13 protein-coding genes and 2 pseudogenes are annotated in these 18894 nt (G+C 71.9%); 11 read left to right on the forward strand and 4 right to left on the reverse strand.

What is annotated here, in order from left to right:
* Positions 1-171, forward strand: a pseudogene (locus tag ACWDAS_RS25480) (ketol-acid reductoisomerase); the annotation flags it as partial.
* A 254-nt stretch (positions 172-425) separates the two neighbouring features.
* The gene (gene serA / locus ACWDAS_RS25485) at positions 426-2015 is read left to right on the forward strand and encodes a phosphoglycerate dehydrogenase (RefSeq protein WP_450395075.1); all 1590 of its coding nucleotides are present in this window, start codon (positions 426-428) and stop codon (positions 2013-2015) included.
* Here the strand turns inward: serA and ACWDAS_RS25490 are convergent.
* Together ACWDAS_RS25490 and ACWDAS_RS25495 are read right to left on the reverse strand one after the other, a co-directional pair.
* Entirely contained in the window at positions 1999-3306 is a 1308-nt protein-coding gene (locus tag ACWDAS_RS25490) for a glycosyltransferase 87 family protein (protein ID WP_450395078.1), read from the reverse strand. The two genes, serA and ACWDAS_RS25490, sit on opposite strands and share 17 nt — an antisense overlap.
* 139 nt (positions 3307-3445) lie before the next feature.
* A complete protein-coding gene (locus ACWDAS_RS25495; protein WP_450395079.1) occupies positions 3446-4636 on the reverse strand; it encodes a PucR family transcriptional regulator in 1191 nt (396 codons plus the stop codon).
* Between the two features lie 142 nt (positions 4637-4778).
* Here ACWDAS_RS25495 and ACWDAS_RS25500 point away from each other — a divergent pair, with 142 nt between their 5' ends.
* Together ACWDAS_RS25500 and pruA are read left to right on the forward strand one after the other, a co-directional pair.
* Positions 4779-5708 (forward strand): proline dehydrogenase family protein, encoded by a 930-nt coding sequence (locus tag ACWDAS_RS25500; protein WP_450395082.1) that lies wholly within the window; start codon positions 4779-4781, stop codon positions 5706-5708.
* 36 nt (positions 5709-5744) lie between these two features.
* On the forward strand, positions 5745-7376 hold the full coding sequence (gene pruA / locus ACWDAS_RS25505; RefSeq protein ID WP_450395085.1) for an L-glutamate gamma-semialdehyde dehydrogenase: 1632 nt from the start codon (positions 5745-5747) through the stop codon (positions 7374-7376).
* A 420-nt stretch (positions 7377-7796) separates the two neighbouring features.
* Here pruA and ACWDAS_RS25510 read toward each other — a convergent pair whose 3' ends face one another.
* Positions 7797-9407 (reverse strand): purple acid phosphatase family protein, encoded by a 1611-nt coding sequence (locus ACWDAS_RS25510; RefSeq protein WP_450395088.1) that lies wholly within the window; start codon positions 9405-9407, stop codon positions 7797-7799.
* A 130-nt stretch (positions 9408-9537) separates the two neighbouring features.
* Between ACWDAS_RS25510 and ACWDAS_RS25515 the strand changes: the two genes are divergently transcribed.
* Both ACWDAS_RS25515 and ACWDAS_RS25520 read left to right on the forward strand, forming a co-directional pair.
* Entirely contained in the window at positions 9538-10575 is a 1038-nt protein-coding gene (locus ACWDAS_RS25515) for a 3-isopropylmalate dehydrogenase (RefSeq protein ID WP_450395091.1), read from the forward strand.
* 208 nt (positions 10576-10783) lie between these two features.
* Positions 10784-11872 (forward strand): branched-chain amino acid aminotransferase, encoded by a 1089-nt coding sequence (locus tag ACWDAS_RS25520; protein WP_450395093.1) that lies wholly within the window; start codon positions 10784-10786, stop codon positions 11870-11872.
* A gap of 80 nt (positions 11873-11952) precedes the next feature.
* On the opposite strand, the pseudogene ACWDAS_RS25525 reads toward ACWDAS_RS25520, so the two are convergent.
* Positions 11953-12638 (reverse strand): annotated as a pseudogene (locus tag ACWDAS_RS25525) (cytosine permease); the annotation flags it as partial.
* A 141-nt stretch (positions 12639-12779) separates the two neighbouring features.
* On the opposite strand from ACWDAS_RS25525, the gene ureA reads away from it, so the two are divergent.
* From ureA to cimA, 5 genes are all read left to right on the forward strand, one after another.
* On the forward strand, positions 12780-13463 hold the full coding sequence (ureA, locus tag ACWDAS_RS25530; RefSeq protein ID WP_450395096.1) for an urease subunit gamma: 684 nt from the start codon (positions 12780-12782) through the stop codon (positions 13461-13463).
* Entirely contained in the window at positions 13460-15148 is a 1689-nt protein-coding gene (locus ACWDAS_RS25535; RefSeq protein ID WP_450395099.1) for an urease subunit alpha, read from the forward strand. Before ureA ends, ACWDAS_RS25535 begins: the two co-directional genes overlap by 4 nt.
* A 14-nt stretch (positions 15149-15162) precedes the next feature.
* Complete coding sequence (locus ACWDAS_RS25540; RefSeq protein ID WP_450395102.1) at positions 15163-16206, forward strand: agmatine deiminase family protein; 1044 nt, start codon at positions 15163-15165, stop codon at positions 16204-16206.
* Between the two features lie 16 nt (positions 16207-16222).
* Positions 16223-16837 (forward strand): TetR/AcrR family transcriptional regulator, encoded by a 615-nt coding sequence (locus tag ACWDAS_RS25545; RefSeq protein WP_450395103.1) that lies wholly within the window; start codon positions 16223-16225, stop codon positions 16835-16837.
* Positions 16838-17222: 385 nt separating this feature from the next.
* The gene (gene cimA / locus ACWDAS_RS25550; protein ID WP_450395106.1) at positions 17223-18827 is read left to right on the forward strand and encodes a citramalate synthase; all 1605 of its coding nucleotides are present in this window, start codon (positions 17223-17225) and stop codon (positions 18825-18827) included.
* The last annotated feature ends 67 nt before the right edge of the window (positions 18828-18894 follow it).

The following is an 18894-nucleotide window of genomic DNA, read 5'->3' on the forward strand; positions in this document are numbered from 1 at the left end:
AAGGTCCTCGCGGAGATCCAGGACGGCTCCTTCGCCAACAACTGGATCGCCGAGTACAACGCCGGCCTGCCGAAGTACAACGAGTACAAGAAGGCCGACGAGAACCACCTGCTGGAGACCACCGGCAAGAAGCTGCGCAAGCTCATGAGCTGGGTGGACGAGGAGGCGTAAGCCCCTCCGCACCGCGGTCGACACGGTCCCGGGGGCGCCGCGCCCCCGGGACCGGCCGCTTTGTCCACGCCGTACACCCTCGTGCGGGTGATCCTTCCACGTTGGCGCAGGACGCCGGGCCCGCCGCCGATACACTCCATTAACAAGCGCGTCAGGCTCACAGCGTCGTGCGTCTTCCACGCGGCATGCCATCCCCCTCCACCGCCTTCGGCCGTCGGGACGCGGCCGTAGACCAGGGACTAGTGAGGACTCACGTGAGCAACCCCGTCGTACTCATCGCTGAAGAGCTGTCGCCTGCCACCGTCGACGCCCTCGGTCCGGACTTCGAGATCCGGCACTGCAACGGCGCCGATCGAGCCGAACTCCTGAGCGCGATCACCGACGTCGATGCCATTCTGATCCGCAGCGCCACCAAGGTGGACGCCGAGGCCATCGCCGCCGCCTCGAAGCTCAAGGTCGTGGCCCGCGCGGGCGTCGGCCTGGACAACGTGGACGTCTCCGCCGCCACCAAGGCGGGCGTCATGGTCGTCAACGCACCGACCTCCAACATCGTCACCGCCGCCGAACTCGCGTGCGGCCTGCTGATCGCCGTCGCCCGCAACATCGCCCCGGCGAACGCGGCCCTGAAGCAGGGCGAGTGGAAGCGCAACAAGTACACCGGTGTCGAGCTGGCCGAGAAGACCCTCGGCGTGGTCGGCCTCGGCCGCATCGGCGCCCTGGTCGCCCAGCGCATGTCGGCCTTCGGGATGAAGATCGTCGCGTACGACCCCTACATCCAGCCCGCGCGCGCCGCCCAGATGGGCGTGAAGATCCTCAGCCTCGACGAGCTGCTGCAGGTCTCCGACTTCATCACCGTGCACCTCCCCAAGACCCCGGAGACGGTCGGTCTCATCGGCGAGGAGGCGCTGCGCAAGGTCAAGCCGCACGTCCGCATCGTCAACGCCGCGCGCGGCGGGATCGTCGACGAGGAGGCGCTGTTCGCGGCGCTCAAGGAGGGCCGGGTCGGCGGTGCCGGTCTGGACGTGTACGGCAAGGAGCCGTGCACGGACTCGCCGCTCTTCCAGTTCGACAACGTCGTGGCCACCCCGCACCTGGGCGCCTCCACCGACGAGGCCCAGGAGAAGGCCGGCATCTCCGTGGCCCGCTCGGTGCGGCTCGCCCTCGCCGGTGAGCTGGTCCCGGACGCGGTCAACGTCCAGGGCGGTGTCATCGCCGAGGACGTCCGCCCGGGTCTGCCGCTCGCCGAGAAGCTCGGCCGGATCTTCACCGCGCTCGCGGGCGAGGTCGCGGTGCGTCTCGACGTAGAGGTGCGCGGCGAGATCACCCAGCACGATGTGAAGGTGCTGGAACTCTCCGCCCTCAAGGGCGTCTTCGAGGACGTCGTCGACGAGACCGTGAGCTACGTCAACGCCCCGCTCTTCGCGCAGGAGCGCGGCGTCGAGGTCCGCCTCACCACCAGCAGCGAGTCGCCCGACCACCGCAACCTGGTCACCGTCCGGGGCACCCTCTCCGACGGCACCGAGGTGGCCGTCTCCGGCACGCTGGCGGGCCCCAAGCACATCCAGAAGATCGTCGCCGTCGGCGACGACGACGTGGACCTGGTCTTCGCCGACCACATGGGGTTCCTGCGCTACACCGACCGCCCCGGCGTCGTCGGCACCATCGGCCGCATCCTGGGGGACGCGGGCGTCAACATCGCCGGTATGCAGGTCGCCCGTGACCAGGCCGGCGGCGAGGCGCTGGTCGCGCTGACCGTCGACACTGCCATCCCGGCGCCGGTGCTGGCCGAGATCGCCGAGGAGATCGGCGCGACCTCGGCCCGCGCGGTCAATCTCGAGGACTGACGGCCGGTTCGCTCCGCTGGGGGCGGCCGACCCGGGCGATCCGGGACGGCCGCCCCTTCGCCGTCAGCGCCGCCATCGTGGGGGAGGAGGGCCGGAACCGCACCGCCACCGCCGCCAGGAACACCAGGCCGAGAACGGGGTATGGCGAGGCGAAGGGCTGCAGCCACCACGCCAGGTGCAGATCGAGGTCCCCGGCCTTCGGCACGATCCACAGCGTCCGGGCCAGGAAGACCACCGCGGCCGCCCGCAGCGCCCAGCGCGGCGCGTCGGCGGCCAGCAGGATCAGCATCGGCACGCACCACACCCAGTGGTGCGACCAGCTGATCGGCGTGATGAGCAGCGCCGTCACCGCACAGCAGACCACGCCCCAGGCCTCCCGGCCCAGCCGGCCCATGCGCACCGAGACCGCGAGCCCCGCGCAGGCCACCACGAGCGCGGCCACCGCCCACACCGCGCCGGGGTGGGCGGTGTGCAGGGCCCGCGCCGCAAGACCCTGCAGCGACTGGTTGTCGACGATCCAGACCTTGCCGATGCGGCTGGTGTCGAAGAGGCAGCGGGTCCAGTAGTCGACGGTCGCGCCCGGCAGCGCGAGCGCGCCGAGCAGCGCCGTGCCGGCGAAGCCCGCCGCCGCGACGGCCGCATCCTTCCGCCGGCCGGTGAGCAGCAGATAGACGGCGAAGATGGCAGGGGTGAGCTTGATGCCGGCCGCCACACCGATCGCGATCCCCTTGCCGCGCGCGCCGTCCGGCCTGCTCAGGTCCCACAGCACCAGCACCGCGAGGAGCAGGTTGATCTGGCCGTACAGCATCGTCTGGAAGACCGGCTCCAGCCACGGCCCGAGGGCCATCGCCAGGACCACCACCACCCAGCGCGAGCCGCGGGCGCGCGGCCACCCGGTCGCCCGGCAGGACAGATGCGCGAGCACTCCGAGCAGCAGCAGGTTGCCGCCCATGAACGCGAGCTTCAGCAGGGGTACGGGCAACCAGGTCGTCGGCGCGAACAGCAGTGCGGCGAAGGGCGGATAGGTCGCCGGGAGCTTCCACTCGGTGACCGTGAAGCCGTACAGGTCGGTGCCGTCCACGGCGGCCGCGCCCTCGGCGCGGTAGACCTGCATGTCGGCCATCGGCACGGCGATCGACAGGCACAGCGCGGTGAACGCGGCCACGGACAGGACCAGCAGCAGCCCGGCGAGGACCAGCCGGCGGTCGGGGCGGGGTCTGTCGGCGGGGTTCCCCGGTGTTCTCCACAGCGCTGCGCGCACGCGTCCGTAGGCCTCCGTGGAATGAGTCACCGGCTCCCGATCCCCTTGCATCGCCGTCCGCGGTGTTCGCGCGGGACGCGGGGTTCGCCCGTGTCCTACGCCCGTTGATCAAGCCCCCCAAGGCCTCGCGCCACGTTACTTGTGCCCCCTCGCGTCGGCAACAGTCCCATCAGTCGCCGAGACCGGCCGTCTTGAGGGCTATGTGAAGCAACAGCCGGTCCTCGCCGTCGTCGAGGTCCAGGCCGGTCAGCCGCTCGACACGGGACAGCCGGTAGTAAAGCGTCTGCCGGTGTATCCGCAGCTCGGCGGCGGCACGTCCGGCCTGTCCCGCGCGGTCCAGGTAGACCTCGGCGGTGTGCGCGAGATCGGCGTGCGCGGGGTCCAGCAGGGGGCGTACCGCGGGGTCCACCGCCCCGCGGGGCAGTGCGGCCAGCATCCGGTAAGGGCCGATCCCGCTCCACTCCGCAGTGGGCCCCAGTCTGGGCTGGGCGCGGGCGGCGCGGGCGGCGGCGACGGCCTCGTGCCATGCGCCGGGCAGCTCGGCCAGTCCCTGGCGCGGGGCGCTGATCCCGGCCCGTGCCCGCGGGTCCGCAGCCTTGCCGTTGCCCTCCAGCAGCCGCGCGGCGGCCGTGAGCGCGGGCCCGGACATCGCCGCCGAACGCAGCCGCACCAGGGCCGCGAGCGCCGTGGCCGAGGGCTCCCGGTATGTCTCACCCGCGGCTTCCGACACGGGCGGCACCACGCACAGCGCGGCGGCGCCCGGCACGGTGCGCGGTCCCGGCGCGTCGCTCTCCTCGCCGCCCGGCCAGGGCAGCACGCACACCAGCGCGTGGGTCTCCTCCGCGTCCGGGCCGAGTGCCGCCCTCAGGGCCTCGCGCGCGGCGTTCCGCCCGGGCCCCGGGGCGGAGGCGAGCAGATCGCCCAGTGCCCGGCCGGCGTCGGCGCCCGCCCGGGTCTCGGCGGCCAGCAGCGCGCCGATGCGGGCGGCGACCTCCATGGCGGCGGTCAGCTGGGCGTCGGTGTGCCCGGTGGTGTCGAGCAGCCACACGTATCCGTGGACGACGCCGCCGTGCCGCACGGGCAGGCAGAGCCGGGGCCGGAACACCCCGGCGTCGGGAGCGGCGGGGATGCGGACCGGGTCGGTCGCGCGGGCGATGCCGAATCGCTCGAACCAGGAACGGACCTCGGCGGTGGAGCGGCGGGTGAGGATCGACCGGGTGCGCACGGGGTCCATGGCGCTGTCGTCGTCGCTGTCGTGCGCGCCGAAGGCGATCAGCCGGAAGTCGCGGTCCTCCAGCGTCGCGGGGGCGCCGAGCAGCGCCGAGACCTCGTCGACCAGCTCCTGGTAGTCACCGCGCACGCCGCCATTCTCCCTCATACATCTGTATGAGGGATGCCGTTCGGATGCGTGACAGCTGTCGATGGCGGGCGGGGTAGGTGAATCCTAGATTTCACGGCGACGCTGCCTGCCCCCTGGGCAGCCCTTCCTCCAGGAGGAGACCGTGCTGGGTCCCGTGCTGCTCGCCGCCTCGCGCAGCGACCGTATGCGCCGCGTTGTCGCGGGCGCGCCGATCACCCGCCCCGTGGTGAACCGCTTCATCGCGGGTGACGAGCTGGCGCCCGCCATGGACACCGTGCGGTCGCTGACCGCGTCCGGCCTGGAGGTCACCCTCGACCATCTGGGTGAGGACGTCACCGACAAGGCGACGGCGCTCGCGACCCGGGACGCGTACCTGCGGCTGCTGGAGGCCCTGAAGGCCGAGGGCCTGGGCACCCGTGCCGAGGTCTCCGTGAAGCTGTCGGCCTTCGGGCAGGCCCTGCCGGCCGGCGGCCACGACATCGCGCTGGAGAACGTCCGCCCGGTCGCCGACCTGGCGGGCGAGATCGGCACGACCGTCACGCTCGACATGGAGGACCACACCACGGTCGACTCCACCCTCGAGATCCTGGCCGAGCTGCGCCGCCGCCACCCCGCCACCGGCGCCGTCCTGCAGTCGTACCTCTTCCGCACCGAGGAGGACGCCCGCAACCTCGCCGTCGCCGGATCCCGGGTGCGCCTGGTGAAGGGCGCCTACAAGGAGCCCGCCACCGTCGCCTTCCAGGACAAGGCCGAGGTCGACCGTGCGTACGTGCGCTGCCTGAGGATCCTGATGGCGGGCGAGGGCTACCCGATGATCGGCTCCCACGACCCGCGGCTGATCGCCATCGCCCAGGAGCTGGCCCAGCGCCACGGCCGCAAGCAGGGCTCGTACGAGTTCCAGATGCTGTACGGCATCCGCACAGCCGAGCAGCGGCGCCTGGCGGACGAGGGCGAGCGCATGCGCATTTACGTCCCGTACGGCGCAGACTGGTACGGGTACTTCATGCGGCGCCTCGCGGAGCGGCCGGCGAACCTGGCCTTCTTCCTGCGGTCCTTCCTCCCCACCCGCTGAGCCCCGACCCCACAAGGACACAAGGAGATGTCTTCCATGGACGCTGTGACCCAGGTCCCCGCCCCGGTGAACGAGCCGGTGCACTCCTACGCCCCGGGGAGCCCGGAGCGGGCGCGCCTGGAGGCGAAGCTGAAGGAGCTGGCCGGGAACCCGGTCGAGCTGCCGATGACCATCGGCGGCGTGAAGCGGATGGGCGGCGGCGAGCGCTTCGACGTCGTGCAGCCGCACAACCACGGCGCCCGCCTCGGCACCTACGCCAACGCCACGCAGGAGGACGCGCGGGACGCGATCAACGCCGCCCTCGCCGCCGCCCCGGCCTGGCGCGCCATGTCCTTCGACGACCGCGCCGCCATCATCCTGCGCGCCGCCGACCTGCTGGCCGGCCCCTGGCGCGAGACGATCGCCGCCTCGACCATGCTCGGCCAGTCCAAGACCGCGCAGCAGGCCGAGATCGACAGCCCCTGCGAGCTGGTCGACTTCTGGCGCTTCAACGTGCACTTCGCCCGCCAGATCCTGGCCGAGCAGCCGATCGCCAACTCCCCGGGTGTGTGGAACCGCCTCGACCACCGCCCGCTCGAGGGCTTCGTCTACGCGATCACGCCCTTCAACTTCACCGCGATCGCCGGCAACCTGCCGACCGCCCCGGCCCTGATGGGCAACGTCGTGGTGTGGAAGCCGTCCCCGACCCAGACGCACGCCGCCGTGCTGCTGATGGAGCTGCTGGAGGAGGCCGGGCTGCCCAAGGGCGTCATCAACCTGGTCACCGGCGACGGCATCGCGGTCTCCGAGGTCGCGCTGGACCACCCGGACCTGGCCGGCATCCACTTCACCGGCTCCACCCGGACCTTCCAGCACCTGTGGAAGACGGTCGGCAACAACATCGAGAAGTACCGCGCCTACCCGCGGATCGTCGGCGAGACCGGCGGCAAGGACTTCGTCGTCGCCCACCCGTCGGCCGACCCGGCGGTGCTGAAGACCGCGCTGACCCGCGGCGCTTTCGAGTACCAGGGCCAGAAGTGCTCGGCCACCTCCCGCGCCTACATCCCGCGCTCCCTGTGGGAGAACGGCTTCAAGGAGGAGTTCGCGGCCGAGGTCGACGGTCTCACCATGGGTGACGTCACCGACCTGTCGAACTTCATCGGCGCCGTGATCGACGACCGCGCGTTCGCCAAGAACAAGGCCGCCATCGACCGCGCCAAGGCCGACACGTCGGTCGAGGTCGTCGCGGGCGGCACCTACGACGACAGCGTCGGGTACTTCGTGCGGCCGACCGTGCTGGCCTCCTCGGACCCGGAGAACGAGATCTTCCGCGAGGAGTACTTCGGCCCGGTCCTGGGCGTGCACGTCTACGAGGACGAGGACTTCGAGGCGATGCTCGCCCAGATGGAATCCGTCGCCGCGTACGCGCTGACGGGCTCGGTCATCGCCCGTGACCGCGCCGCCGTCGCCGACGTCATGGAGAAGCTGCGCTTCGCCGCCGGCAACTTCTACATCAACGACAAGTCCACCGGCGCCGTGGTCGGCCAGCAGCCCTTCGGCGGCGGCCGTGCCTCCGGCACCAACGACAAGGCGGGTGCCGCGCAGAACCTGATGCGCTGGACGTCGACCCGGTCGATCAAGGAGGCCCTGGTGCCCCCGACCGACTACCGCTACCCGCACATGGGCTGACCTCCGCGTCACCCGGACGAGCCCGCAAGGGGCAGGGCCCGGTACCCCCGATTCCGTGGGGTGCCGGGCCTTCGCCGTCTCAGATAGTAGGAAGTCCGAGTAATTGTGGAGACAGATCGGCGGAGCTGTCCTAGCTTTGTAGAAGCCGAACGTCTCGCTCCACCAGCGACCGGCGGACGTGAGCCGCGCACCTCTCGCAGGTCACCCCCTGCAGCGCCGCTCCCCGCCCCGTTCTATGGCGACGCAACCCTCCTCTTCTTCTCCGGGAGCTGTTCACCATGGACGAGACCGCCCGCAAGAACGCCGCCGAAGCCCTGCAGCGCGCCCTGGACCGCCGTGACAACGGCGGGTCGACGGGGCACGAGCCGCGTTGACCGGCCCTTCCGTGCCCCGCCCCATCCGCCGTCTGCGGCGCCTCGCCTACCTGGCCGTCCGCGCGATGGTGAAGTGATCGATCCGCCTGCCGCTCTCGGCGAGCGCCGAGACGGCCAGCCGCGCCGTCCGTCCGGACGGCGCGGGCTCCGACTCCACGACCAGGAACGAGTAGCCGGTGTAGCGGACGCGTGACCACTCCACCGTCTCCTCGGCCTTCCTGGCGTCCTTCACCCAGTGGTAGGTGGCCACGCCGTCCAGGTCCTTGACGTGGCCCTCGTAGCTGTCCGGCACAGGGAAGCCGTACAGGCTCTTCCCCGCGCCGCCCGCCGTCACATAGACGATGCCGTCCCGTTCGGGGTACGTGGTCGCCCCGATCGGGACCTCCTTTCCGACCGCGTCGCGGCGCACCGCGTCGGTGCGCTCGTAGACGTGGTTGTGCCCGTTCACCACGAGGTCGACCCGGTGCTTCTCGAAGAGCGGCACCCATGCCTCGCGCACACCGCCCTCGGAGGCGTGCGCGCTGGTGGTCGAGTAGGCGCAGTGGTGGAAGAAGACGACGACGAAGTCGACACCGCGCCGCCCGCGCAGCTCGCCCAGCCGCCTGTCCAGCCACGCGGTCTGCCGGCCGCCGCTGATCCCGCGGTTGGCCGGGATCTCGTACGACACGTCGTTGGCGTCCAGCGCCACGACGGCCACGTTGCCGTACGTGAAGGAGTAGGCGCCGGGGAGTCGCGCCGCGTCCGGGCCGTTGCCCGGCAGCGACCAGCGGGCCTCCTGGCCGCCGTAGCCGTTGGGGGAGTACCAGGCCTCCATGTCGTGGTTGCCGACCGTGACCATCCACGGGACGCGTGAGGCGACGCTCTCGGTCTGGGCGAGGAACTGGTCCCAGGTGCGGGCGTCGTAGGTGTCGTCGTCCTTGCCCTGGCCCGAGTCGTCGGCATAGCAGATGTCGCCCGCGTGCAGGTGGAACGCCGGGTTCTGAGCCAGGATCAGACTGTCGTTGGCGAGGGCGTGGTAGCTGACGCCCTGGTCGCCGAAGGCGGTGAAGACGAACGGATCGCGGTGCCCGGGGCCCGGGGCCGTGCCGAAGGAGCCGATGGTGGCGTAGGCGGACGCGGACGCGGGGTCGAAGCCCTGGTGGCCGACGCCGTAGTAGTACGTGGTGCCGGGGCGCAGCCCGTCGAGCGCCGCGTGCAGGTAGTACTGGTCCACCGCGGGCAGTTCCTTGCCGAGCGCGGCGGTGTGCAGCGGGCGCACCTCGGCCTCGATCCGGTGGCCGAGGTCCCATGGCCTCACGCCCACCCGGATGAACGGCTTCCGCACCGGCAGCGGCACCTGCCAGGAGACGCGCATCTGGCTCCGGGGGTCGGCGCCGAAGGCCAGGTGCCGGCCGAACGGGGCCACCAGCGCGCCGTCCACACGGGCCGCTGCGGGCGGGGTGAGCGCCTCGGGGGCGCGTACCGGCGCGGCGGCCCTCTCCCGGTCGGCGTACGCGGACGCGCCCAGCACGCCGGCCCCGGCCACGATCCCGGCGGCCGCGACACCGCCCCGGATCACCCGCCTGCGGGAGTGCCGTTCCCGCAGGTAGGCGTGCTGCTCCGCCATGCTCATACGGCCGGCGAGGTGCTCGTCGATGCCCATGCGTGGAGTGTCCATGGACAGGGAATTCCCATCCGCCGCCAACTCAGCGCGGTCAGACGGGTGAACAGCACCCGGCGGAATGCCGAGGCGTCCGCCATGCGGACATCACGTGTCATTCCATGGACAGGGGAGTAGGGTTCTCGCCATGTCTCGCAGCATCAGTCTCGCAGTGATCCCCGGCGACGGAATCGGCCAGGAGGTGGTGGCCGAGGGCCTGAAGGTCCTGTCCGCCGTCCTTCCGCAGGACGTGAAGCTGGAGACCAAGGAGTACAGCCTCGGCGCCAAGCGCTGGCACGAGACCGGCGAGACCCTGCCGGACGCGGAACTGCAACAGCTCAAGGCCCATGACGCGATCCTGCTGGGCGCCGTCGGCGACCCGTCGGTGCCGTCCGGCGTCCTGGAGCGCGGGCTGCTGCTGAAGCTCCGCTTCGCCTTCGACCACCACGTCAACCTGCGGCCCTCCCGGCTCTTCCCGGGCGTCAAGGGCCCGCTCGCCGGCGAGCCGAGCATCGACTTCGTCGTCGTCCGCGAGGGCACCGAGGGTCCGTACGTCGGCAACGGCGGTTCCCTGCGCACGGGTACGCCGCACGAGGTGGCCACCGAGGTCAGCCTCAACACCGCGTTCGGCATCGAGCGCGTGGTCCGCGACGCCTACGCCCGCGCCCAGGCGCGTCCGCGCAGGAAGCTCACGCTGGTCCACAAGAACAACGTCCTCGTGCACGCCGGCCACCTGTGGAAGAACATCTTCGACAAGGTCGGCGAGGAGTACCCCGAGGTCACCACCGACTATCTGCACGTGGACGCGGCGACGATCTTCTTCGTCACCCAGCCCGAGCGCTTCGACGTGATCGTCACCGACAACCTCTTCGGTGACATCCTGACCGACCTCGCCGCCGCCGTGACCGGTGGCATCGGCCTCGCCGCCAGCGGCAACATCAACCCGGGCGGCGAGTTCCCGTCGATGTTCGAGCCGGTCCACGGCTCCGCCCCGGACATCGCGGGTCAGGGCAAGGCCGACCCGACCGCGACCGTGCTCTCGGTCGGCATGCTGCTGCAGCACCTCGGCTACACGGCCGAGGCCGAGCGCATCGAGGCCGCGGTCGCCGCGGACCTCGCCGAGCGCTCCGGGACGCGGAGCACCGGTGAGATCGGCGACGCGCTCGCCGCGCGAGTAGCCGGCTGACCGCCGGGTTAGCCTCCGCCAGTCGGCCCGGCCGGTCAGCGACCGCACCACGACTGACCCTGACCTCTCGGGCCGCGCATGTATGTCCTCGGCCCCGCCGCTGCGATAATCGGCGGTGGGGCCGCTGTGCGAGGGGAAACTCGGACGTCCTAGCACCAGGGGACGGCGGGTGCGGTCCGCCCTGACCTTGACGCGAAGGACACGACACATGACGACGCCCACGATCGAGCTCAAGCCGTCCTCGCACCCGCTGCCCCACGCGCAGCGCGAGGCGATCCTCGCCAGCCCCGGTTTCGGCCGTCACTTCACCGACCACATGGTGACGATCCGGTGGACCGAGGGCCGCGGCTGGCATGACGCCGAGCTCGTGCCGTACGCGCCGCTCTCCATCGACCCGGCGAACATGACGCTGCACTACGCGCAGACGATCTTCGAGGGTCTCAAGGCCTACCGTCAGCCCGACGGCTCGGTCGCCACCTTCCGTCCCGAGGCCAACGCCGAGCGCTTCCAGGCCTCCGCCCGCCGCCTGGCCATGCCCGAGCTGCCCGTCGAGACCTTCATCGCCGCCGTCGACGCGCTCGTCGCCCAGGACAGGGACTGGGTGCCCAGCCAGGGCGAGCAGTCCCTCTACCTGCGGCCGTTCATGTTCGCCACCGAGGTCGGCCTCGGTGTCAAGCCGGCCAACGAGTACCTGTTCATGGTGATCGCCTCTCCGGCCGGCGCGTACTTCCCCGGTGGCGTCAAGCCGGTCTCCGTGTGGCTCTCCGAGGAGTACGTCCGCGCCGCGCCCGGCGGCACCGGTGCCGCGAAGGCGGGCGGCAACTACGCCGCGTCCCTGGTCGCGCAGGCCCAGGCCATCGAGCACGGCTGCGACCAGGTCGTCTGGCTCGACGCGATCGAGCGCCGCTGGATCGAGGAGATGGGCGGCATGAACCTGTACTTCGTGTACGGGAACAAGATCGTCACCCCTGAGCTCACCGGCTCCCTCCTTCCCGGTATCACCCGTGCCTCGCTGCTGCGTATCGCCGCCGACCTCGGTTACGAGGTCAGCGAGGGCCGTCTGTCGGTGGACGACTGGAAGAACGGCAACGCGGACGGGTCGCTGACCGAGGTCTTCGCGTGCGGAACGGCCGCCGTCATCACGCCGGTCGGGTCCGTGAAGTCCACCCGCGCCAACTGGACCGTCGCCGACGGGCAGCCGGGTGAGGTCACGATGAAGCTGCGCAAGGCGCTGCTCGACATCCAGACCGGGCGGGCCGCCGACACCCACGGCTGGATGCACCCCCTGGGCGGCTGATCACGCCTCGTCCCCGCGGCGCCCGCGGGGCCCCCCGCGGTGCCGCATCCGGCCGCGGGACCGCGGGGGACCGGCGGGACTCACACGGTGACCGCGACCCGCTCCGGCGCCCCCGCCGGCACCGGGTGCGGGCGGCGCGGGGTGAGAACGAGGCAGACCGCGGCCGTGACGGCGCCGGATATGAGGAAGCTGAGGTCGATCCCCCCGGTCAGCGGCAGCAGGGGCCCGCTGTGGGCGGGTGTGTCGACCGCCAGCAGCCCGATGCCGGACCCCGCCGCCCAGCGACCGTCGCCTGCACGTTCCAGCCGCCGCGGTACCAGTACAGACCGCCGCGGCTGCGCCGGTTGTAGACCTGGAGGGCGTCGGCGTCGTACCGCCCGCGGCCGCGCGCGAAACCGATGAGGGTGATGACCGCCCACGAGGTGCCCACGACGGTGAGCAGCAGGACGAACGAGGTCATCGCGTCCTGCGCGGCCCAGGCGAAGTGCCCCAGGTGGACCAGGGCCGTGGAGACCGCGCCCACCACGTAGGTGGCCCGCGTGCGCGTCGCGCGGGGCAGGACCGCGTCCAGGTCCAGACCCATGCTGTACAGCATCAGCCCGGCGTTGCCCACCGATCCCGCGGAGGCGTTGGCCAGCAGCAGGACCAGGTACCAGGCGGGAGCCGCGGCCACGAGCGGCCCGGCGTAGTCCTCGCCGGCACCGACCGCGAGCGCGGTGAAGGTGCCGAAGAGCCGCGGCACGAGCAGCCCGGCGACCAGCCCGACGCGGGGCTCCCTTGCCGTGTCGGGAAGGTTAGAACGTCATTCAATTTCTCCGGCCGTGTGTGGAGGCCGACACTTCCCAAGGGTGTCTTCGAGGTTTAGAGTGATGCTCTAACAGGTGATCGATGTGGGAGGTGCTGAGCCGTGCGGCTGACCCCGACCGAACGCGACCGGCTGCTGCTGTTCGGCGCCGCCGAGCTGGCCCGGGCCCGTCGCGCCCGCGGGCTGCGGCTCAACGTGCCCGAGGCCACCGCCCTGATCGCCGACACCGTCTGCGAGGCCGCGCGGGACGGCGCACGCCTCGCGGAGGCCGTCGAGGCCGGGCGCGCCGTGCTCGGTCCCGACGACGTGCTGCCCGGTGTGGCCGACGTCGTCACCGAGATCCATGTGGAGGCCGTCTTCGACGACGGCTCGCGGCTGGCCGTCGTCTCCGACCCGATCGGCGGGGGCTCGCTGGGGGAGGACGCCCCCGGCGCCGTGCTGCCCGGCCCCGCCCTTCCCGAGCGGCCCTCGGAGAGGGGCGTGACCGTGCGCAACACCGCCACGGTGCCGATCAGCGTGACCTCGCACTTCCACTTCTTCGAGGCCAATCCGCGGCTGGACTTCGACCGTTCGGCGGCGTACGGCATGCGGCTGAACGTCCCGGCCGGCTCGTCCGTGCGCTTCGGCCCGGGGGAGGAGCGGGAAGTCGGCCTGGTCCCGATCGGCGGCGAACGCGTCGTGATCGGCTTCGCCGGGCTCGTCGACGGCCCGCTGGACGCGCCCGGCGCGAAGGCGGAGGCACTGCGGCGCGCCGCCGCGTGCGGCTATCTGGGAGCGGAGCGATGAGCATCGACCCGTACGAGTACGCCGCCGTGCACGGCCCGCGCGCCGGGGACCGGGTCCGGCTGGGCGACTCGGGCCTGGTGGTCCGCGTCGAGTCCGACTCCCAGCGGCCCGGCGACGAGTTCCTCGCCGGATTCGGCAAGACCGCCCGCGACGGACTGGCGCTGAAGGCCGCCGCCGTCCGCGAGACCTGCGACGTGGTGATCAGCAATGTGCTGGTCATCGACGCGGCCGTCGGCATCCGCAAGGTGTCCATCGGCATCCGCGAGGGCCGCATCCACGCCATCGGCCGGGCCGGCAACCCCGACACCCTCGACGGGGTGGACGTGGTGGTCGGCACGGGCACCTCCATCGTGTCCGGCGAGGGGCTGATCGCCACCGCCGGGGCCGTGGACACCCACGTCCATCTGCTGTCGCCGCGCATCATGGAGGCCTCGCTCGCCTCCGGCGTCACCACGATCATCGGCCAGGAGTTCGGACCCGTGTGGGGCGTCGGCGTCAACTCGCCGTGGGCGCTGCGGCACGCCTTCAACTCCTTCGACGCATGGCCCGTCAACATCGGCTTCCTGGGACGCGGTTCGTCCTCCGACCCGGCGCCGCTGGTCGAGGCGCTCGCCGAGGGCGGGGCGTCCGGCTTCAAGGTCCACGAGGACATGGGAGCGCACACCCGCGCCCTGGACACAGCCCTGCGGGTCGCCGAGGAGTACGACGTGCAGGTCGCCCTGCACAGCGACGGCCTGAACGAGTGCCTGTCCGTCGAGGACACCCTCCGTGTGCTGGAGGGCCGTACGATCCACGCCTTCCACATCGAGGGCTGCGGCGGCGGGCACGTCCCCAACGTGCTGAAGATGGCGGGCGTGCCGAACGTCATCGGCTCGTCCACCAACCCCACGCTGCCCTTCGGCCGGGACGCGGTCGGCGAGCACTACGGGATGATCGTCTCCGTCCACGACCTCAAGCCGGACCTGCCGGGCGACGCGGCGATGGCCCGCGACCGCATCCGTGCCGGGACGATGGGCGCCGAGGACGTGCTGCACGACCTGGGGGCGATCGGCATCACCTCCTCCGACGCACAGGGCATGGGCCGCGCCGGGGAGACCGTGCGCCGCACCTTCGCCATGGCCGGGAAGATGAAGGCCGAGTTCGGCCCCCTGGAGGGGGACGGCCCGGACGACGACAACGCCCGCGTGCTGCGCTACATCGCCAAGCTCACCATCAACCCGGCCATCGCCCATGGCCTCGCCCACGAGATCGGCTCGATCGAGGTCGGCAAGCTCGCCGACATCGTGCTGTGGCGCCCGCAGTATTTCGGCGCCAAGCCCCAGATGGTGCTCAAGTCGGGCTTTCCCGCCTACGGCGTCACCGGCGACCCCAACGCGGCCACCGACACCTGTGAACCCCTGGTGCTCGGACCGCTGTTCGGGGCCCACGGCGCCACGGCCGCCGATCTGTCCGTGGCCTTCGTGGCCCGCCCCGCCCTGGAACTGGAGCACGACCGGATGCCCACCCGGCGCCGCCGCGTCGCCGTGCGCGGCACCCGCGGCATCGGCCCGGCCGACCTCGTGCTCAACTCCCGTACGGGGCAGGTGGACGTGGACGGCAGGACGGGGCTGGTGACCCTCGACGGCGACCCGCTGCGCTCCGAGCCCGCCGAACAGGTCTCGCTCAGCCGCCTCTACTTCTTGTGACAAGGACCAGCACCATGCACGACCACCCCGCCGCCGACGGCTACTCGATGCCCCCCGAGTGGGCCCCGCACGCGCGCACGTGGATGGCGTGGCCGTCCCCCAGCGCCACCTTCGACGGCGCGGAGGACCTCGCCGAGTCCCGTGCCGCATGGGCCGCGGTGGCCCGGGCGATCGCCCGGTTCGAGCCGGTGACCGTCGTGGCCCGCCCCGAGGACGCCGCCCACGCCCGGGAGCTGCTGCGCGTGGGCGGCACGGACGTCACCGTCGTCGAGGCGCCGCTCGACGACGCCTGGATGCGCGACATGGGCCCCACCTTCCTCACCGGCGCCGGGGGCCTGGCCGCCGCCGACTGGACGTTCAACGGCTGGGGAGCGCAGGAGTGGGCGGCCTGGGAGCACGACGCCGAGATCGGCGCCCTCGTCGCCGAACGGGCGGGCGCCGCCCGCTACGCCACGTCCTTCGTGAACGAGGGCGGCGGCATCCATGTCGACGGCGAGGGCACCGTGCTGCTCACCGAGACCGTGCAGCTCGACCCGGGCCGCAACCCCGGCTGGACCCGGGAGCGGGCGGAGGCCGAGATCCACGCCTTCCTCGGCACTCGCAAGGCGATCTGGCTCCCCCGCGGTCTCACCGCCGACTACGGCCGCTTCGGTACCCGGGGGCACGTCGACATCGTCGCGGCCTTCGTCCGCCCCGGCGTGGTCGTGGTGCACAGCCAGCAGGACCCGGCCCACCCCGACCACGCGGTCTCGCGGGAGACGGCGTCCCTGCTGGGGGCCGCCACCGACGCCCAGGGCCGGCCGCTGGAGGTCGTGGAACTGCCCGCACCCCATGTCCAGGAGGCGGACGGCGAGCCGGTCGACTACTCCTACGTCAACCACTACCTGTGCAACGGGGCCGTGATCCTCTGCGCCTTCGACGACCCGGCCGACGAGGTCAACAAGGCGATCTTCGAGCGGCTCTTCCCGGATCGCGAGGTCGTGCTGGTGGACGCCCGTACGATCTTCGCCCACGGTGGTGGTATTCATTGCATCACCCAGCAACAGCCCCAGGTGTGACCGCCCCGGAGGAACCGTGACCGGACCCGCCCGCCCGCGGCGGCGGCTCAAGCAGCCCCGCGAGGACGTGATGGCCGCCGCCATGGCGACCATCGCCGAGCGCGGGCTGGCCGAGCTGACCATCGCGGGTCTCGGCAGGCAGGTCGGCATGAGCAGCGGCCACATCCTCTACTACTTCGGCAGCAAGGACGAGCTGCTCCTGCAGACCCTCGAATGGAGCGAGGAGCAGCTCGGCGCCGAGCGACGGCGGGTACTGGGCGGCCCCGCCGGCCCCCGGGAACGACTCGACGCGGTCATCGACCTCTACCTCCCCGACGGGCGCCGCGATCCCCGCTGGACCCTGTGGTCCGAGATCTGGAACCGGACGACGGCCGCCGAGGAGGTGCTGCGCCGCCAGCTCGAACTCGAGCTGGTCTGGCACCGCGATCTGGTCGCCCTGCTCGCCGAGGGCATCTCGCGCGGCGACTTCCGGCCCCTGGACCCCGAGCGCTTCACCGTACGGCTGCGGGCGCTGCTGGACGGCTTCGGTGTGCCCCTGGTCATCGGGCTCCCCGGGATGGACCGCGAGCAGGCCCTGGGACACGTCAAGGAGTTCCTCGACGAGGCGCTCGCCCCGGCACCCGCCGGCTGACCGGGCCGCTACGAGAGGCTTGACGAGGGCCCTGCCCAGGGGCCTGACGAGAGGCCCGACAGGGGCTTCGCGGCGGCCGCCGACCGGGTGCCCGCATCATGAGACCGTGTCCCACGTCCGCGGGTCCTGTGGCAGACTGCCGATGTGCCCTCGTTCGCCATGATTATTGGCAGCAGGCGCGCCGGTCCTCAGTGATCGCCCACCCGCAGACCTTCGCGGAAGCGATCACCGTGTCCCAGACCCGCGCGCAGACCTCTCGCACCCGCGAGGGGTTTTTTCGTTTCCCGGCCCACCCGCGCCGGGGGCGGCGCAGCGCGAGGGATGATGGGGGCAAGTGGAGCCCGGTCTTCCGGAACCACTCACCCGACAGGAGTTGGAACAAACCATGACGGCCGTACTGGACGACAGCTTCCACGTCTTCGACACCACGTTGCGCGACGGCGCGCAGCGCGAGGGCATCAACCTCACCGTCGCCGACAAGCTGACGATCGCCCGGCACCTGGACGACTTCGGGGTGGGCTTCATCGAGGGCGGCTGGCCGGGCGCCAACCCCCGGGACACCGAGTTCTTCGCCCGTGCCGCCGCCGAACTGGAGCTGCGCCACGCCCAGCTGGTGGCCTTCGGCGCCACGCGCCGCGCCGGCGGCAACGCGGCCGAGGACCCGCAGGTCAAGGCGCTGCTGGAGTCCGGCGCGCCGGTCATCACCCTGGTCGCGAAGTCCCACGACCGCCACGTGGAGCTGGCCCTGCGCACCACACTCGAGGAGAACCTGGAGATGGTCCGGGACACCGTCTCCTACCTGCGTTCCCAGGGCCGCCGGGTCTTCGTCGACTGCGAGCACTTCTTCGACGGCTACAAGGCCAACCCCGGCTACGCCAAGGACGTCGTGCGCGCCGCCCACGAGGCCGGCGCCGATGTCGTCGTCCTCTGCGACACCAACGGCGGCATGCTCCCCGCCCAGGTCACGGCCGTGGTCCGCACCGTGCTCGCCGACACCGGAGCCCGCCTGGGGATCCACGCACAGGACGACACCGGCTGCGCCGTCGCCAACACCCTCGCCGCCGTCGACGCGGGCGCCACCCACGTCCAGTGCACCGCCAACGGCTACGGCGAGCGCGTCGGCAACGCCAACCTCTTCCCGGTCGTTGCGGCGCTGGAGCTCAAGTACGGCCGCAAGGTCCTGCCCGACGGCACCCTCGCCGAGATGACCCGCATCTCGCACGCCATCGCCGAGGTCGTCAACCTCACGCCCTCCACGCATCAGCCGTACGTGGGAATCTCGGCCTTCGCCCACAAGGCCGGTCTGCACGCCTCCGCGATCAAGGTCGATCCCGACCTCTACCAGCACATCGACCCCGAGCTGGTCGGCAACACCATGCGCATGCTGGTCTCCGACATGGCGGGCCGCGCCTCGGTGGAGCTCAAGGGCAAGGAGCTCGGCATCGACCTCGGTGACGACCGCGAGCTGATCGGCCGGGTCGTCGGCCGCGTCAAGGAGCGTGAACTCGCGGGCTACACCTACGAGGCCGCCGACGCATCCTTCGAACTCCTGCTCCGCGAGGAGGTCGAGGGCCGGCCGCTGCGCTACTTCCGGGTCGAGTCCTGGCGCGCCATCGTCGAGGACCGCCCCGACGGCACCCACGCCAACGAGGCGACGGTCAAGGTGTGGGCCGACGGCCAGCGCATCGTCGCCACCGCCGAGGGCAACGGCCCGGTCAACGCGCTGGACCGCGCGCTGCGTGTCGCGCTGGAGCGCACCTACCCGCAGCTCGCGAAGCTGGAGCTGGTCGACTACAAGGTCCGCATCCTGGAGGGCAAGCACGGCACCGAGTCCATCACCCGGGTGCTGGTCTCCACCTCCGACGGCATCTCCGAGTGGGCGACCGTCGGCGTCGGCGAGAACGTCATCGCCGCCTCCTGGCAGGCCCTGGAGGACGCATACGCGTACGGGCTGCTGCGTGCCGGCGTGGAGCCGCGCAGGAACGCCTGAGGGGCACGCCCCGGAGGCGGACGCCGCGACGGATGCCGCGTCCGCCTCTCCGAAAGGCCGTCAGGCG

Source organism: Streptomyces sp. NPDC001070 (assembly GCF_053598835.1).

What these genes read in the sequence shown, in the direction of transcription:
- ACWDAS_RS25540 (WP_450395102.1), top strand. Translation starts at nt 15,163, where the DNA reads ATGCACGACCACCCCGCCGCCGACGGCTACTCGATGCCCCCCGAGTGG.
- pruA (WP_450395085.1), top strand. Translation starts at nt 5,745, where the DNA reads ATGGACGCTGTGACCCAGGTCCCCGCCCCGGTGAACGAGCCGGTGCAC.
- ACWDAS_RS25510 (WP_450395088.1), bottom strand. Translation starts at nt 9,407, where the DNA reads ATGGACACTCCACGCATGGGCATCGACGAGCACCTCGCCGGCCGTATG.
- ACWDAS_RS25520 (WP_450395093.1), top strand. Translation starts at nt 10,784, where the DNA reads ATGACGACGCCCACGATCGAGCTCAAGCCGTCCTCGCACCCGCTGCCC.
- cimA (WP_450395106.1), top strand. Translation starts at nt 17,223, where the DNA reads ATGACGGCCGTACTGGACGACAGCTTCCACGTCTTCGACACCACGTTG.
- ACWDAS_RS25515 (WP_450395091.1), top strand. Translation starts at nt 9,538, where the DNA reads ATGTCTCGCAGCATCAGTCTCGCAGTGATCCCCGGCGACGGAATCGGC.
- ACWDAS_RS25535 (WP_450395099.1), top strand. Translation starts at nt 13,460, where the DNA reads ATGAGCATCGACCCGTACGAGTACGCCGCCGTGCACGGCCCGCGCGCC.